At 40.4% G+C, this 15598-nt stretch carries 17 protein-coding genes and 1 pseudogene; 12 read left to right on the top strand and 6 right to left on the bottom strand.

Annotation, left to right across the window (positions count from 1 at the left end; translation table 11 throughout):
- Positions 1-49 precede the first annotated feature (49 nt).
- Together K1T76_RS08435 and ahpF are read left to right on the top strand one after the other, a co-directional pair.
- A complete protein-coding gene (locus tag K1T76_RS08435) occupies positions 50-967 on the top strand; it encodes a hypothetical protein (protein WP_019836652.1) in 918 nt (305 codons plus the stop codon).
- 233 nt (positions 968-1200) lie between these two features.
- Positions 1201-2766, top strand: a complete 1566-nt coding sequence (ahpF, locus tag K1T76_RS08430) for an alkyl hydroperoxide reductase subunit F (protein WP_019836653.1) — start codon at positions 1201-1203, stop codon at positions 2764-2766.
- 235 nt (positions 2767-3001) lie between these two features.
- Here the strand turns inward: ahpF and K1T76_RS08425 are convergent, their stop codons facing one another.
- From K1T76_RS08425 to arsC, 3 genes are all read right to left on the bottom strand, one after another.
- Positions 3002-3271 carry a YfhL family 4Fe-4S dicluster ferredoxin gene (locus K1T76_RS08425; protein WP_019836654.1) on the bottom strand — a complete coding sequence of 90 codons (270 nt, stop codon included), beginning with the start codon at positions 3269-3271 and terminating at the stop codon, positions 3002-3004.
- Between the two features lie 27 nt (positions 3272-3298).
- Positions 3299-4681, bottom strand: a complete 1383-nt coding sequence (gene trhP / locus K1T76_RS08420) for a prephenate-dependent tRNA uridine(34) hydroxylase TrhP (protein ID WP_230245137.1) — start codon at positions 4679-4681, stop codon at positions 3299-3301.
- 223 nt (positions 4682-4904) lie between these two features.
- Positions 4905-5333, bottom strand: a complete 429-nt coding sequence (arsC, locus tag K1T76_RS08415; RefSeq protein WP_070152349.1) for an arsenate reductase (glutaredoxin) — start codon at positions 5331-5333, stop codon at positions 4905-4907.
- A gap of 98 nt (positions 5334-5431) precedes the next feature.
- Between arsC and K1T76_RS08410 the strand changes: the two genes are divergently transcribed.
- The 3 genes from K1T76_RS08410 (at position 5432) to arsH (ending at position 7586) form a co-directional block, all read left to right on the top strand.
- Positions 5432-5749 (top strand): ArsR/SmtB family transcription factor, encoded by a 318-nt coding sequence (locus K1T76_RS08410; protein WP_070152346.1) that lies wholly within the window; start codon positions 5432-5434, stop codon positions 5747-5749.
- 4 nt (positions 5750-5753) lie between these two features.
- The gene (gene arsB, locus K1T76_RS08405) at positions 5754-6812 is read left to right on the top strand and encodes an ACR3 family arsenite efflux transporter (protein WP_070152343.1); all 1059 of its coding nucleotides are present in this window, start codon (positions 5754-5756) and stop codon (positions 6810-6812) included.
- Between the two features lie 72 nt (positions 6813-6884).
- Positions 6885-7586, top strand: a complete 702-nt coding sequence (gene arsH, locus K1T76_RS08400) for an arsenical resistance protein ArsH (RefSeq protein ID WP_070152340.1) — start codon at positions 6885-6887, stop codon at positions 7584-7586.
- A gap of 50 nt (positions 7587-7636) precedes the next feature.
- On the opposite strand, the gene K1T76_RS08395 is transcribed toward arsH, so the two are convergent.
- Positions 7637-8038, bottom strand: coding sequence for a MerR family transcriptional regulator (locus tag K1T76_RS08395; RefSeq protein WP_070152337.1), 402 nt, complete (start codon positions 8036-8038; stop codon positions 7637-7639).
- Positions 8039-8113: 75 nt separating this feature from the next.
- On the opposite strand from K1T76_RS08395, the gene K1T76_RS08390 reads away from it, so the two are divergent.
- From K1T76_RS08390 to K1T76_RS08380, 3 genes are all read left to right on the top strand, one after another.
- Positions 8114-8734, top strand: coding sequence for a cation transporter (locus tag K1T76_RS08390; RefSeq protein WP_070152334.1), 621 nt, complete (start codon positions 8114-8116; stop codon positions 8732-8734).
- A gap of 225 nt (positions 8735-8959) precedes the next feature.
- Positions 8960-9214, top strand: a complete 255-nt coding sequence (locus tag K1T76_RS08385; RefSeq protein WP_019836661.1) for a hypothetical protein — start codon at positions 8960-8962, stop codon at positions 9212-9214.
- 20 nt (positions 9215-9234) lie between these two features.
- Complete coding sequence (locus tag K1T76_RS08380) at positions 9235-9420, top strand: hypothetical protein (RefSeq protein WP_004972947.1); 186 nt, start codon at positions 9235-9237, stop codon at positions 9418-9420.
- Positions 9421-9479: 59 nt separating this feature from the next.
- On the opposite strand, the gene K1T76_RS08375 is transcribed toward K1T76_RS08380, so the two are convergent.
- Positions 9480-10259: a ferredoxin--NADP reductase gene (locus K1T76_RS08375; RefSeq protein WP_019836662.1), complete on the bottom strand. Its 780-nt coding sequence runs from the start codon at positions 10257-10259 to the stop codon at positions 9480-9482.
- A 102-nt stretch (positions 10260-10361) separates the two neighbouring features.
- Here K1T76_RS08375 and tsaA point away from each other — a divergent pair, with 102 nt between their 5' ends.
- Entirely contained in the window at positions 10362-11117 is a 756-nt protein-coding gene (gene tsaA, locus K1T76_RS08370) for a tRNA (N6-threonylcarbamoyladenosine(37)-N6)-methyltransferase TrmO (RefSeq protein WP_034606831.1), read from the top strand.
- On the opposite strand, the pseudogene K1T76_RS08365 reads toward tsaA, so the two are convergent.
- Positions 11114-12316 (bottom strand): annotated as a pseudogene (locus K1T76_RS08365) (MgtC/SapB family protein). The gene tsaA and the pseudogene K1T76_RS08365 sit on opposite strands and share 4 nt — an antisense overlap.
- Before the next feature lie 248 nt (positions 12317-12564).
- Between K1T76_RS08365 and K1T76_RS08360 the strand changes: the two are divergent.
- The 3 genes from K1T76_RS08360 (at position 12565) to K1T76_RS08350 (ending at position 15598) form a co-directional block, all read left to right on the top strand.
- Positions 12565-14322 carry a GspE/PulE family protein gene (locus K1T76_RS08360; RefSeq protein WP_230245136.1) on the top strand — a complete coding sequence of 586 codons (1758 nt, stop codon included), beginning with the start codon at positions 12565-12567 and terminating at the stop codon, positions 14320-14322.
- Positions 14323-14435: 113 nt separating this feature from the next.
- Positions 14436-14792 carry a NirD/YgiW/YdeI family stress tolerance protein gene (locus K1T76_RS08355; protein ID WP_070152328.1) on the top strand — a complete coding sequence of 119 codons (357 nt, stop codon included), beginning with the start codon at positions 14436-14438 and terminating at the stop codon, positions 14790-14792.
- 143 nt (positions 14793-14935) lie between these two features.
- Positions 14936-15598 carry a response regulator transcription factor gene (locus K1T76_RS08350; protein ID WP_230245135.1) on the top strand — a complete coding sequence of 221 codons (663 nt, stop codon included), beginning with the start codon at positions 14936-14938 and terminating at the stop codon, positions 15596-15598.

Below are 15598 nucleotides of genomic sequence, written 5' to 3'. Positions count from 1 at the left end.
TTGACAATGACTTCATTTAATCTGAAATTTACCTGAAAAGGAGTCGGATTTGCCCGCACTTGATGAATATGCCATTCAGCCACAGCAACTAAAAACAGGTGTTGTGGCATTACAGCAGCGCCAAAAAAAGCTCAGTTTTTTGGCTGTGCTGTCTATGACGGTGGTGCTTATATCGGCAATTGGCTTTTTTATTCAGCAAGATGTGATTTATAGCTTCTTTGGTTTAAGCACTGAAGTTCAGCAATTACACATGCCTGCAAGTGTCGATGCGACTTTGGCAAATTTAGGGCAGCAACCTGATTATTTTTTCAGCTTATTGAGCTGGTTTGGTTGGTTGATTTTAAAACTGTCTGTGTCGTTTATGGGTGCATTCGTTTTAGTTCATCTACTTAGGAAAATTCGTTTTTTCTACGTACGCTTTCAATCCTTTGTCTTGAAGTTTGTAGCTTGGTTGCTGAGTTTTATCTTACTCTGGTCGGCATTGAGTTATGTGCAGCATGACCGACAAGATGATACGCAGCAGGTATATGCTAAAATTGTGCATTATGAAAAGCACATTCAAGAAAGTGAATTGGCGCGTTATTTACAAAATGCAGACATGGCCATGCCTGTTAAAGCTTACTTGTTGGCGCAAACAGCTTTATTGCACCATCCTGCAGATAAAGATGCAGCCATTCCACAAGTATTAACTTTGGTCAAAGCCGAGCAGCAAGATCCGGAATTTTTACAATATGGCTTTAAACCTGAACAATTGTGGGCGATCCAACAGCAAGTTTATGGCAAAGCTTTAACACCTATGGCGCAAAGCGTACAGAAACAAGTGCAGCAAGCAGAACAATTAAATAGACTTGCTTATTATTTGAATTTCGTGGTGATGGTGTTTATGTTAATCCTCTCTGCGGTACTGTGGTTTTTATCGCGACATCTACAGCAACGTATTCAGCGGATTCAACAACATTTGGAATAAAAGTAGAGGATAATAATCGTTGCAGCAGTCAAGCATAAAATATGTTATTGTGGAATATGAATACGTTAGCTACATTTTCGATGCTGGAACAAAGTTGCTGAATTTATATTTTAAAAATTTAGCAATCATTCAAAAAAACGATCATAAATATAAAAATAAACCGTTTCCCCTATGTAACTATTTTTCGTAAGATAACCTTAACAAATAAATTTACTCCCTTGGAGACGTTAGCTATGTTAGACCAAAATACTTCAGCACAACTTAAAACTTTATTAGAACGTCTTGAAAGCCCAATCGAACTTGTGGCGACTTTAGATGGTTCTGATAAATCAGCCAAAATTAAAGAATTGGTTGAAGAAATTGCGGCACTTTCACCACAAGTTACAGCACGTTTTGACGGTAACAATACACGTGTACCAAGTTTTGGGATTGCAAAAGTAGGTGAGCAACCGCGCGTATTCTTCGCAGGTTTACCAATGGGGCACGAGTTCACTTCATTAATTTTGGCGTTATTGCAAACTTCTGGCTATGCACCAAAAGTATCGGATGAAGTATTAACGCAAATCAAAGCATTGAATCTTTCATCTCACTTTGATGTGTTTGTATCGCTGAGCTGCCACAACTGTCCAGACGTTGTACAAGCTTTGAACCTCATTGCGATTTACAACCCTGGCACAACAGCAACCATGATTGATGGTGCATTCTTCCAAGAAGAAGTTGAGCAGCGCAAAATTATGGCTGTGCCAATCGTATTCCAAGATGGCAACCACATCGGTCAAGGTCGTATGACTTTGGAAGAAATTGTAGCTAAATTAGATACAGATGCTGCAAGCAAAGATGCAGCTAAACTGAATGCCAAAGAAGCTTTTGATGTCTTGGTAATTGGTGGCGGCCCTGCTGGGAATACATCTGCAATCTATGCAGCGCGTAAAGGTATTCGTACAGGTATTGTGGCTGAGCGCATGGGCGGTCAGGTCATGGACACCATGGATATTGAAAACTTTACTTCTATCCAAAAAACACAAGGTCCAAAGTTTGCGGCAGAAATGGAAGCGCATGTGCGTGAATACGATGTAGATATTATGAATCTACAAAAAGTATCTGCCATTAAAGGTGCTGATGAAACTGCCAATGGTTTGGTCGAAGTGACTTTGGAAAATGGTGCAACACTTGAATCGAAAACGGTGATCTTATCTACAGGTGCACGTTGGAGAGAAATGAATGTACCAGGTGAAGCAGAATACCGTACCCGTGGCGTGGCATACTGCCCACACTGTGATGGCCCATTATTTAAAGGCAAACGTGTTGCAGTGATTGGTGGTGGTAACTCAGGTGTAGAAGCAGCGATTGACCTTGCAGGGATTGTAGAGCATGTGACTTTGGTCGAGTTTGATACTAAATTACGTGCAGACCAAGTCTTGCAAAACAAATTGAACAGCTTGCCAAATATCACTGTAATTACCAATGCATTATCGACTGAAGTGATTGGTGATGGTGCGCAAGTGACTGCATTGAAATATAAAGACCGCGCGACAGATGTTGAGCATACTGTTGAGCTTGCAGGAATTTTCGTGCAAATTGGTTTATTACCAAATACGGATTTCTTAAAAGCGTCAAAAGTAGAGTTGACGAATCGTGGTGAGATTGTGATTAATGAGCGCAACGAAACCAATGTAAAAGGTGTATTTGCCGCAGGTGACTGTACAACTGTACCGTACAAGCAAATCATCATTGCAACAGGTGAAGGCGCGAAAGCATCACTTTCAGCATTTGATTACATCATTCGTTCAGGTCAATAAGTCTGAACGAATACATCTGAATACGCGGATGAATCATCCTTAAATGTATTCGCTAAAAAGATAGCGCCTGAGTTCCCCAATACTCAGGCGCTATGTTCAGTAAATTGCGTTATCGGACAGTATTAAAAGTTTATTTATTCTATTTTTGGTTTTAAGAACTGGGTCGGCTAACAATTCAGTTCTTTTTTTATTTTTAACATCCAGTTTGCTTTACTATAGTTGGATTCATTTCAGTCTAATTAGCCTTATTATTTATTCCAAATAAATTTAGCTGATTAAACTTTTCCTGCAGTTGCTCTTTGGTTTCGACATGCTCAGGATGCGGAATAATACATTCAATTGGGCAGACTGAAACGCAGGTTTGGTAGTCATAAAACCCCACACATTCTGTACAACGCGCCACATCAATTTCATACACCTTATCCCCCTCATAAATCGCTTCATTCGGGCATTCGGGTAAGCACATATCACAATTGATGCATTGGTCGGTAATCAGGAGTGCCATCGCAATACTCGCTTAGTTTATTGCCACTTAGTTGGCTTGATAAGCCAAGGATGAGGCAGAAATATCTGCAGTCGAATTTGGCAAGTTGCGAATCAGCAGGGCATAACGCATATCGACATCTGCAGGTACAGGGATTTCTACAATATGCCCTGAACCTTTGGCATCTTCAATCAAATTGCCTTTTTTATCTTTAATTTCAGTTAAAGTAAAATAGATATTGCCTTGTGGTGTCATCAATTCTAAAGAGTCACCTACCACAAAACGATTTTTTACATCAATTTTAATGTAGTCGCCATTGCGTTCTAAGACTTCACCACAGAATTGTTGATGATCAAAATTTGATGAACCTGTTGCGTAGTTTTGATATTCGCTGTGCACATGACGACGCAAGAAACCTTCGGTATAACCACGGTTAGCTAAGCCTTCTAATTGAGTCATCAATGCAGGGTCAAATGGTTTGCCTGCAAGCGCATCATCAATGGCTTTACGGTAAATTTGTGCAGTTCGTGCGCAGTAGAAATAAGATTTGGTGCGACCTTCAATTTTTAATGAATGGATGCCCATTTTAGTTAAACGGTCAACGTGTTGCACTGCACGCAAATCTTTAGAATTCATAAAGTAAGTGCCGTGTTCATCTTCTTCAGCAGCAAACATATCTTCATCATTACGTTGTAATAACACAGGCTCGTTAAATTGATGCTGTGCCTGCATGTGTTGTTCATCTGCATCGGCAGATTCAGAAAGATTTTTGACAGGAATTACGTCGCCTGTTTCATCTTCTTTTGCATCGTGAATTTTATATTCCCAACGGCAGGCATTGGTACATGCGCCTTGGTTGGCATCACGTTTATTCATATAGCCTGAAAGCATGCAACGACCTGAATAGGCCATGCACAGCGCACCATGCACAAATACTTCAATTTCCATGCCAGGAACTTTATTTTTTATTTCTTCTATTTCTTCAATTGACAATTCACGCGAAAGAATGACACGGGTTAAACCCATATTTTGCCAGAATTTCACCGTTGCCCAGTTCACCGCATTGGCTTGTACCGATAAATGTACAGGCATGTCGGGGAAATTTTCACGCACCATCATAATCAGACCTGGGTCAGACATGATCAGCGCATCGGGTTGCATAGCAACTACAGGTTCTAGATCACGAATAAAGTTTTTGAGTTTGCTGTTATGCGGCTGGATATTCACCACCACATAAAACTTTTTGCCTAATTTATGTGCTTCTTGAATACCAATTGCCAAATTGTCATGATCAAATTCGTTATTCCGCACGCGCAAACTGTAACGCGGCTGACCTGCATAGACTGCATCTGCACCATAAGCGAATGCATAGCGCATGTTTTTTAAAGAACCAGCAGGAGAAAGAAGTTCGGTGACGTGGGAAATGACCATGATCAAAAAGCAATAGCAGAAATATGGCTTTATTGTATGAATCTAAATTTAGGATTCAACCTAGTAAATAGCTCGGGATTCAGAAGAAAACTCGTGCTGAAACGCTGGGCTAATCTTGATATTGAAAGTTCTTTATCCTGTGCCATACGGAATGCAAGAGTAGGGACTTTCAATACCAATCTGACTGATCACCTATAATCAATTTTTAAATGATGAAAGCGTTTTAACGCACTCGTTGCCCTTGTTCATCAATCACCACTTCACCATCTTCTTTGCTGAAGCTTTTTAGTTGTGGTTGACTGAGTAAATCTAAGACCAGTTCCGAAGGGCGGCACAGTTTTACACCCAACTCGGTCACAACAAATGGACGATTAATTAAAATCGGATGCTCGACCATCAATGCAATTAATTCTGTATCGCTGTGTGAGCTGCCTTCAAGCTGCAACTGTTCGTATGGTTCAACATTTTTACGGATCGCATCGCGGACACTTAAACCTGCTTGTTGAATCATGCTAGCAAGTTCAGCCTGTGTAGGTGGTGTTTTTAAATATTCGATAATTTCAGGTTCTTGTCCTGTATTTCGAATTAATTCTAGAGTGTTGCGTGACGTCCCACAGGCAGGGTTATGAAAAATTTTGATAGTGTTACTCATGCGTAGTGACTCGTTTTAGGTCGATAAAATTTCAATATTGCATTTATATATGGATATGCGTATATTCGCAATAGTTAATATTGAAGTGCAGATAAAAAATGAATCAAACTGATTTTTTTAAATGTTTGTCAGACCCAACCCGACTGGACATTCTGAAATTGGTGATGGCTCAACACAATATTTGTGTGTGCGAATTGACAGAACAATTGCAGTTAAATCAACCGAAAATATCACGTCATTTGGCGTTGTTACGCAACTTATCTATTTTGCTCGATCAACGTCAGGGGCAGTGGGTGTATTACCGTTTGAACCCAGATTTACCCGAATGGGCGTTTGCTGTTTTAAATATTATTTCGCAGCAAGATGTCAGCCCGATGACGCACATCAACCCTACAATTGCAACACATTGCGAGTAAGCACATGGCACAGTCCAAACTTTCTTTTTTAGATCGTAATCTGACCTTATGGATTTTTATTGCCATGGGGCTAGGTGTTGCGATTGGCGTGGTATTTCCTGCAGTATCGGCAAGCTTAGATCAAATGAGTGTGGGAACAGTCAATCTTCCCATTGCGATTGGTTTGATTTTGATGATGTATCCACCATTGGCAAAAGTCGATTACGCAGCTTTGCCAGAAGTGTTTAAAGACCGCCGAACCTTGTTGTTGTCTTTGGTACAAAACTGGTTGATTGCTCCGTGTTTGATGTTCGCTTTGGCGATTATTTTCTTGCAAAACTATCCTGAATATATGACAGGTTTGATTTTAATTGGTCTGGCACGCTGTATCGCGATGGTCTTGGTCTGGAACAACTTGGCTTGTGGTGATAACCAATACGTGGCTGCATTAGTTGCGTTTAACAGTATTTTTCAGATTGTATTCTTTAGTACTTATGCATGGCTGTTTCTGAGTTTCTTGCCGCCGTATTTTGGCGTGGCAGGACAAGTGATTGATGTTGGTTTTTGGACAATCACCCAAGCTGTTTTAATCTATTTGGGTATTCCTTTTTTGATGGGCTTTTTAACACGCTTGATTTTAGTGAAAAGCAAAGGCTTAGATTGGTATCAAACGTCTTTTTTACCCAAAATTAGCCCATTTAGTCTGTTGGCATTGCTATTTACCATTGTGGCGATGTTCGCACTAAAAGGCGCTGAAGTACTGAGCTTGCCGATGGATGTTTTACGCATTTCCATTCCATTGATTATTTACTTCGTTGCCATGTTCTTTATTAGCTTCTTTATGAGCAAATGGATGGGCAATGATTATCCACGGACGACCGCCATTTCCTTTACCGCAGCAGGGAATAATTTTGAATTAGCACTTGCTGTTGCCATTGCAACGTTTGGCTTGGCTTCTCCCGTTGCATTTACCACGATTATTGGCCCTTTGGTTGAAGTGCCTGTGTTGATTGCTTTAGTGAGTGTGTCTTTATGGCTGCGTAAAAAGTTTTATCAAAATGAGTCATTCATTAGTTCAAAGTAATTTTCTTCATTTTGAGGTTGAAGATAAAAACCTGGGTATTCACTGCCCATTTTAGTTGTAAGAGTATGCAGCATGTTATTGCCCAATATTGATTTAGATTTATTGCCTACACCAAGTTTTGAACAGGTGCAGGCAAAGCCGTTAAACCATCCGCCACGAATTTTATTGATGTATGGTTCAAACCGTGAGCGTTCTTATAGTCGTTTGGCGGTACAAGAAGCAGGCAGAATTTTGGAGCACTTTGGTGCTGAGGTCAAAATTTTCCATCCTAAAGGTTTACCTTTACCTGAAGATGGTGATGCTTCACACCCCAAAGTTCAAGAGCTGCATGAATTGTTGGCGTGGGCAGAAGGTATGGTTTGGTGTAGCCCAGAACGTCATGGTTCGATGAGCTCGATTTTTAAAGCACAAATTGACTGGATTCCACTTGCTGCAGGTGCAATTCGTGCCACACAAGGTAAAACGCTTGCTTTAATGCAGGTGTGTGGCGGGTCGCAGTCATTTAACAGTGTTAATCAATTACGTATTTTAGGACGTTGGATGCGGATGATCACCATCCCCAATCAGTCTTCTATTCCTAAAGCCTTTTTAGAGTTTGAGGAAGATGGTCGCATGAAAGCATCTAGCTATTACGACCGTATTGTCGATGTAATGGAAGAGTTATATAAATTTACTTTGCTGACGCGCGGGCAAGCTGCATATTTGGTAGATCGTTATTCTGAGCGTGTGGAAACTGCCGAGCAGTTGTCGAAGCGTGTTAACCAGAAGTCTTAATAATTCAATTTTAAATACGCAAAACCATGTTTAAAAAGCTTGGAGCGTGATTATTCGGCTTCGAGCCGTTTTAAAATCTGACAATCATCAATGGTCGTTTTCGTGGTGCAGGCTTGTCTAAGTTGCTGAAGTTGTAGCTGAAAATGCTGCAACTCGGCAATTTTATCTGCTACATGCCTTAAATGTTCATCAATTAATTCATTCACGGCGCAGCAGTTTTGCTTTGGCTGTTTTTCTAATTCAATTAAGGCTTCAATTTCTTTTAAGTTCATATCTAAAGCACGGCAACGCTTAATAAAAATCAAACGCTTGAGAGCATCATCATTGTAATAGCGATAATTATTTTCGGCACGAAAGCTGGGATTGAGTAAGTGTTTCTTTTCGTAAAAGCGAATTGTATCTGTGCTGACACCAACTTTTTTAGCCAGTTCATGAATTAAATATTGTGCCATGCTTGACCTTGGACTAAGTCTATAGTTTTAAATGAGCATAATCGAAACAGTTTCATTTTGAAAGAAGGTGTGTCTATGGCATGTACGTGTAGTCATGAGCCTGCGCCAATCAAACCGAATAGTAAATTTAGAACCGCGTTATGGATTGCATTGGTGATCAATCTCAGCATGTTTTTTATCGAGTTGATTGGTGGTGCCTATGCCCATTCATCATCCCTGTGGGCAGATTCGCTAGATTTCTTTGGTGATTCAGTCAATTACGGGATTTCACTTGCGGTGTTAAGTGCAAGTTTATATTGGCGCGCTACTGTGGCTTTGCTCAAAGGCATCACTATGGCATTGTTTGGTGTGGTGGTGATGGCTAAAGTCATCTATGCCTATATACAAGGTATTCCACCTGAGGCCATCACCATGGGTATTATTGGGATTATTGCCTTATTGGCTAATGTGGTTACTGCATTGATTTTATATGCATTTCGTGATGGCGACTCGAATATGAAATCGGTGTGGTTATGTAGCCGTAATGATGCGATTGGTAATTTCGCAGTTATTTTGGCGGCAGTGGGTGTATTTGGTACGGGTAGTTTGATTCCAGACCTTGTTGTAGCCGTGATTATGGCAAGTTTGGGCTTAACAGCGGGGTATCATGTGATTCAGCAAGCGTTGGTTGAACGAAGAATGAATGTACCTGAGTAAAGAATAAACGTAAAAAGCACTCCATCTGATCTGAGTAATATAGATGGAGTGCTTTTAATTTTTGTAGCTGCAACAATTTTAAAATTTGAAGTGAAAATAACGATAAGTTATTTCAAATTGTTATTTACAAAAAAATAATATATAACTAAAATTAAAAATAAATTGATGTGTTTAAAAAGAATTTTCACGACGAATAATATTTAATTATTTTAAATTGAGGGTTAAATGAAACTAATTAACTTATTTTCTATAGCAAGCTTAATTGCTTTGGCTGGCTGTAGTTCTAAAGTAGTGACTTATGATACTGCAGGGCAAGTGATTGGTTCATGTGTTGCTACACAGGGTTTTATTTTGGGGGCGAAAGCTGTGTGTTATGGTGGTGCCAACATACAAGGCATTAACTATTCTAAAGTAGATGAGCGCACGGGTTTCTTGCCGACCATACCAAATAATTCGCAGATTTCACTGCAACAAGACTAATTTTTTAGAGGGGTAATACAATGAAAATTTCTAGTTTAATCGCATTAACGGCGGCTATTTTGATGACAGGTTGTGCTTCAAAAGTGACAACGTATGATTCGAGTGGTCGTATGATTGGTTCATGTCAGGCAGAGCGTGGGTTTGTAATTGGCGGCGGTGCACACTGTGAAGGACGTGCTAACCAAGAAGGTCGTAGCGTACGTTAATTGATGCCAATGACAAAAAAACCGAGCTATTTAGCTCGGTTTTTTAGATTCAATAGCTCTTATTTTTCAACGAAAGCACGTTCAATCACGTAATCGCCCAATTCACCCATACGTGGTGATTCTTTTAAACCATGTTGGTCAAGTAATGCTGCAACATCTTTTAAGAATGCAGGGCTACCACATAACATGGCACGGTCAGTTTCAGGGTTAAAACGTGGCAAACCAATTTTTTCAAAGAGTTCACCCGATTCAATAGCTGTGGTCACACGTCCTTGGTTTGGATATTCTTCACGTGTAACGGTTGGGTAATACACCAGTTTTTCACGAATACCAAGTTCTTGGAAAAACTCGTGGTTTGGCAATTCATTTAGAATTAAATCTTGATAAGCCAATTCAGAAATGAAACGTGTACCGTGAACCACAATTACTTTTTCAAAGCGTTCATAAGTTTCAGGATCACGGATGGTCGCCAAAAATGGAGCTAGACCTGTACCTGAAGAAAGCAAGTATAAATTTTTACCAGGATTTAAATCATCCAGCACCAAAGTGCCTGTTGGTTTTTTAGAAACCAGTAATTCATCACCCACTTTTACTTTTTGTAAAATAGAGGTTAAAGGGCCATCGGGTACTTTAATTGAGAAGAACTCTAGCTCTTCTTCATAGTTAGCACTGGCAATTGAGTAAGCGCGCATTAAAGGCTTGCCATTGACTTCTAGACCAATCATCACAAATTGACCGTTTTTAAAACGTAGTGCAGTATCACGAGTCGTTTTAAAACTGAATAAAGTGTCATTCCAGTGGTGTACGTGAGTAATCTTTTCGACGTTGAAAGCAGCCATTAAAGGTCTCAATAAATTATCAAATTAGAACAGCTTGCTATTCTAATCTAAAATCATTCTCTATAAACTGAATATATTTAATTGAGCTTATCAGAAAAAGTGATGAAGACTGATCTAAAAATGCCAATAATCGGATTTATGCACTCTCCCTACCGAGAAAAATTTGGTATTCCTCGTCAACCCAATCTGGTACAGGTCGAATCGTATATTGAAATGCAAGCACCATATAACGATGTGTTGGCATTCGAAGGGATCGAAGCGTTTAGTCATTTATGGTTAATATGGCAATTTCACGACAATAAAAACCAAACCGATACGCATCAAACATTACAGAAACAGCAAAGCCCTAGTTTTCGTGCGCAAGTACGTCCGCCACGTTTGGGTGGCAATCAAAAATTAGGTGTATTTGCGACGCGCAGCATGTATCGTCCTGCACCGATTGGTTTGTCTGTAGTGCAATTTAAACAGGTCAAAAAAGTGGGTAAGTCATTGCGAGTTTATGTAACCGGGGCAGATTTACTGCATGGCACGCCTATTTTGGATATTAAGCCTTATATTCAATATTCAGATGCCGTGCCTGATGCACAAAGTGGCTATGCGCAAGACGAACCCATAAGAAAAACAGTGCTATGGATGGACACAGCCGAAGCGCAAAAAAATCAGTTACTCAGCGCTGGCGTATTGCAACCACAAATTGCGCAGGAATTGGAACAGGTCTTGTCTTTAGATCCACGACCTGCATATCAGGATGATGCTGAACGAATTTACACCATAAATTTTGCAGACTTTGATGTCAGTTTCCGTGTCGATCAGGACGCGGTACACATCCTTAATATTGTTTTAATCACTGTCGATTAAACCTGCATATATAAAATCGCCACCAACGCCAGAATGTGCAAAATTTGGGTAGGGGCGAAATACAGCGCAAAGCGCAGGCCACCAATGAGTGCGGCATTGACGCATTTAGCAATTGCATGTGCCACCACACCTAAAATTAAGGCATACAAAAGTACTTGTTGACTTGGTGGACCTTGCATCACCACGGTTGCAATTGCAGCGTGAACCTCAAATAAAGAGGCGAGCAGAGTACCAATAATTAAACCTGTATCCCCGAGGGTTTGATCCAAGCCGTAAACCATGGCTTGAATTGCTGTTAAGGTTGCCACAATAATTGCTGCTTCTTTAAGGCTAAACATACGGGTATCGGTTTCTGGCTTTGCCACTGCCGTACTTTTATGCTGTTTAAGCAACCACACACCCGCGACAACCAAAATCGTGATTCCGACCAAACTTGGAATAATTAATAATTTAAACCACGCCAGATTGACACCTGCCACAATAATCAACATTTGCGCTAAAGTCGCCACGCAAGACATCAGTGCTGCACCTGCATTGACACGTGCTTCACCACGACCCGCTCGCACTTCCATGCCTAAACTAGCGATGGTCGCAGTGCTTGATACAAAACCTGAAGCAATCGCAGATAACATGAGGGCATTGCTGCTTGAAAGTAAGCGTTTGGCGATATGTGCCAACGCTTGCACACTTAAAATTAAAATCAATTATTTTAAAATCACATAAGGATTAAGCACATTGCCCCACAAGGGGGTATTGGGCGTCAGTGGTAAAGCAATCAGCACTAAGGCTAATAAGAACAAGCCATCACGCAGTTCTGCTTCGGTAATCCATTGACTGACAATGCCGTGCATAGTGTGTTTGGTCATCAGTAAACCTGTCAAAATGACAGATAAACCCGCAGCAAGTGGAATGTTCCATAAACACAATCCACCTATAAAATAGGTCATCACGAAGGCAAGTTCGGTGGTTGCACCTGGGTCATCTTCGGTTTGGTTTTTAAGGGAATATAAGCCTATTCCGCCAACAATCAGTGCACCCACAATGGCAATGCTCATGCCCAATAAGAAGCAAATTGCACCGAGTAATGCGCAAATACCAAAGGTACGCACGCCTGCAAAATGGTGATGTTGTCCATTTTTTTTACTGCGTTCGCGTTCTAACCCAATCAGTAAGCCACAACCGAGTGCTGCTGCAAACATGGTGAGCAGTTCGGGAAAATTGGTTGTAACCAAAGATGGAGGAGTCAGAAAATCCACAGCAACATTCCAAATACAAGGTGTTATTTTAAACATCATATATTTGAAATGAGTTGATCGCCATTTATGAATCTATTTTTGCTCTAAAATTATGGCTTAATCGAACTATACAAGATTGCCGTGTGAAAGAAGTCATTCAGCCTTGAAAGCAAACTCTGCTATAGTAAACCCAGATTTTGGGGCATATAACAATGAATTTTAATTTTGAAATAGACAGTACTTGGTGCTTAGAACAATTAGTCAAAGATGGCAAAATTACTGAACGTGATCAGGCTTTGGTCCAAACCACGCATCGTCAACGTGATCAATTAAAATGGCATCCACTACAATGGATTGCCAACTTTAATTTGGTCGATCAAAGCCATCCCCAAACCACTTTAACTTTAAACCGTTTATGCCAATGGCTGGCTGATAAATCAGGCTTGCCATTTTATATTATTGATCCATTAAAAGCCGATGTTGCCGCTTTAACTGCTGTGATGTCGCAGGAATTTGCGCTGCATAACCGTATTTTAGCGGTAGAAGTGACTGCAGATGCGGTATTAATTGCGACAGATCAACCTTATAAAAAAGAATGGGTTGCTAACTTAGAACATAGTTTATTGCCCAAAAAAATTCAGCGGGTTTTACTCAGCCCAGATCAATTACAGCGCTACTTGATTGAATATTACCAAGTGAGTCGTGCAGTACATTCATCGCAAAAATCTTCTGCACATGATCGCGAAAATAAAGGGGTCGAGGCTTTATTGCAATTGGGCGATACCCAAAACCCAGATGCCAATGATCAACATATTGTGAAGTTGGTGGATTGGGTGCTGCAATTTGCCTTTGAACAAGGCGCAAGTGATATCCATCTCGAACCACGCAAAGACACAGGCAAAGTACGTTTTCGTATTGATGGCGTGTTGCATACGATCTATAACATGCCTGCCAATACACTCACAGCAGTCATCTCACGGATTAAAATTTTAGGGCGTATGAATGTAGCCGAAAAACGTAAACCGCAAGATGGACGTTTAAAAACCCGCACTCCAAAAGGGCAAGAAACCGAACTGCGTTTATCGACCTTGCCAACGGCGTTTGGTGAAAAACTGGTGATGCGTATTTTTGACCCCGAAGTATTGGTACGCAGTTTTCAGCAATTGGGTTTTGATAGTCGTTTGTTGAATGAATGGCATGCACTGACCGCACATAGTCACGGCATTATTTTGGTTACAGGCCCTACAGGTTCGGGTAAAACCACCACGTTGTATTCATCGCTAAAGCAATTGGCCACCGACGAAGTCAATGTCTGCACTATTGAAGATCCGATTGAAATGTTAGAACCGAGTTTTAACCAAATGCAGGTCAATACTGCAATTGATTTAGGTTTTGCCGATGGTGTGCGTGCCTTAATGCGTCAAGACCCTGACATTATTATGGTCGGGGAAATTCGAGATCAGGATACCGCAAATATGGCGATACAAGCGGCACTGACAGGACATTTGGTTTTATCGACATTGCATACCAATGATGCGCCTTCAAGTTTGACTCGCTTGCATGATTTAGGGGTGCAGCCATTTTTGACTGCTGCCACAATTTTAGGTGTCTTGGCACAGCGTTTAGTGCGTAAGCTGTGTCCACATTGTAAGCAGGAAGGCTCAATAAATGAAAAAGATTGGGAACATTTGACCTTTGACTACATTATGGAAATGCCAGCACAAGTGTTTAAACCTATTGGATGCGATGAATGTCGTCAAACAGGTTATAAAGGTCGGGTCGGAATTTATGAATTTATGCCTTTAAGTTTAAACACCAAACAGCTCATCAGCGCTAATGCCAATTTAAATGAATTACGTCAGCAAGCTAAAAAAGAGGGCATTGAACCGTTACGTATTGCGGGCGCGCGTAAAGTTTTAGAAGGTGTGACCACTTTAGAGGAAGTGTTGCGCGTAGTGCCATTAAATTAGCAGATTCAAACTTTTTAAAAATGAATTTTAAAAAAATGGAAATCTTAAGATTCAGCTCATCTTGCTTTGTTTTAATTACCATAACGAAATGAGCAACACAAAAAGGTGAAGCAATGAAATTTACAATGAAAGCAATGTTGATGGCAGGTTTAATGGCAACGGCTTCAATCACTATGGCAAACGACAGCATTAACACCCAAGCACTACATCAAAATGTAACGGTAAAACAAGCATTAAGCCTGAAAGATGACAGTAAAGTGCAGTTAAAAGGTTATGTGGTGAAATCTATTGGTGATGAAAAATATCAGTTCCGTGATAACACAGGCACCATTACAGTCGATATTGATGATGATTTATGGAATGGCAAAGCAATTTCTGCCAAAACGCCTGTTACCTTAATCGGTGAAGTGGATATTGATCATAAACCTGCAAAACGTATTGAAATAGATGTGGATCAAGTTCGTTTCTAAATCTACGCTGTGTAAAACAGCATTATTTCTTACACAAAACTGATTTCACTCAAAAGCCACATACGCTGTAAGGTGTATGTGGTTTTATCATGTAAAGTATTTTCAAATCATAAAATTTTGAAGCATAAATAACAGAGAATGATATGCGCATACTCTTGGCTGAAGACGATGTATCTCAAGCAGAAAGCATAAAAACTTGGCTGGAAATGGATGGCTATAATGTTGATTGGGTTGAGTGTGGCGATCATGCCATTTTAACCATTCAGCAGCATCATTATGATTGTGTGTTGTTAGACCGTGGGTTGCCTAGAAATAGTGGTGATGAAATTCTGCACGCATTACGACAGCAGCAACAGGACACACCTGTTATTTTTATTACTGCGCGCGATAGTATTCAAGATCGAGTACAGGGACTTGATTTAGGCGCCAATGATTATTTGGTCAAACCGTTTAGCCTTGAAGAACTATCAGCGCGGGTACGCAGTCAATTACGCAATGCGCAAAGTCTTCCGACAAAGCAGCTTGAATTTGCCAACTTGGTTTTAGACACGCAAAGTAAACAAGTGAAAGTGGATGATCAACAGGTCAATTTAACAGCTAAGGAATTCCAGATTTTACATAAACTGATGCAAAACCCACAGCATGTGGTGACTCGTGAACAGCTCGAAGAGTCTTTATATGCATGGGGCGATGAAATTGAAAGTAATGCGATTGAAGTATTTATTTATCAATTACGCAAAAAAATTGGCAGTAGCCGTATTAAAACCATACGAGGTTTAGGCTATCGTATGCAGCAAAATAACTAA

The organism is Acinetobacter sp. PW68, assembly GCF_020982655.1.
Classification (GTDB): Bacteria; Pseudomonadota; Gammaproteobacteria; order Pseudomonadales; family Moraxellaceae; genus Acinetobacter; species Acinetobacter towneri_A.
The sequence above is the reverse complement of the archived record's forward strand: the minus strand, read 5'-3'. Positions and strand labels throughout refer to the sequence as shown.

Bases quoted from the DNA above. Each gene is read 5' to 3' on its own strand.
- ahpF (WP_019836653.1), top strand. From the start codon at position 1,201: ATGTTAGACCAAAATACTTCAGCACAACTTAAAACTTTATTAGAACGT.
- arsC (WP_070152349.1), bottom strand. From the start codon at position 5,333: ATGAGTAACACTATCAAAATTTTTCATAACCCTGCCTGTGGGACGTCA.
- K1T76_RS08410 (WP_070152346.1), top strand. From the start codon at position 5,432: ATGAATCAAACTGATTTTTTTAAATGTTTGTCAGACCCAACCCGACTG.
- K1T76_RS08355 (WP_070152328.1), top strand. From the start codon at position 14,436: ATGAAATTTACAATGAAAGCAATGTTGATGGCAGGTTTAATGGCAACG.
- K1T76_RS08385 (WP_019836661.1), top strand. From the start codon at position 8,960: ATGAAACTAATTAACTTATTTTCTATAGCAAGCTTAATTGCTTTGGCT.
- K1T76_RS08350 (WP_230245135.1), top strand. From the start codon at position 14,936: ATGCGCATACTCTTGGCTGAAGACGATGTATCTCAAGCAGAAAGCATA.
- K1T76_RS08360 (WP_230245136.1), top strand. From the start codon at position 12,565: ATGAATTTTAATTTTGAAATAGACAGTACTTGGTGCTTAGAACAATTA.
- arsH (WP_070152340.1), top strand. From the start codon at position 6,885: ATGTTATTGCCCAATATTGATTTAGATTTATTGCCTACACCAAGTTTT.
- K1T76_RS08390 (WP_070152334.1), top strand. From the start codon at position 8,114: ATGGCATGTACGTGTAGTCATGAGCCTGCGCCAATCAAACCGAATAGT.
- trhP (WP_230245137.1), bottom strand. From the start codon at position 4,681: ATGGTCATTTCCCACGTCACCGAACTTCTTTCTCCTGCTGGTTCTTTA.
- tsaA (WP_034606831.1), top strand. From the start codon at position 10,362: ATGAAGACTGATCTAAAAATGCCAATAATCGGATTTATGCACTCTCCC.
- K1T76_RS08380 (WP_004972947.1), top strand. From the start codon at position 9,235: ATGAAAATTTCTAGTTTAATCGCATTAACGGCGGCTATTTTGATGACA.
- K1T76_RS08425 (WP_019836654.1), bottom strand. From the start codon at position 3,271: ATGGCACTCCTGATTACCGACCAATGCATCAATTGTGATATGTGCTTA.
- K1T76_RS08395 (WP_070152337.1), bottom strand. From the start codon at position 8,038: ATGGCACAATATTTAATTCATGAACTGGCTAAAAAAGTTGGTGTCAGC.
- arsB (WP_070152343.1), top strand. From the start codon at position 5,754: ATGGCACAGTCCAAACTTTCTTTTTTAGATCGTAATCTGACCTTATGG.
- K1T76_RS08375 (WP_019836662.1), bottom strand. From the start codon at position 10,259: ATGGCTGCTTTCAACGTCGAAAAGATTACTCACGTACACCACTGGAAT.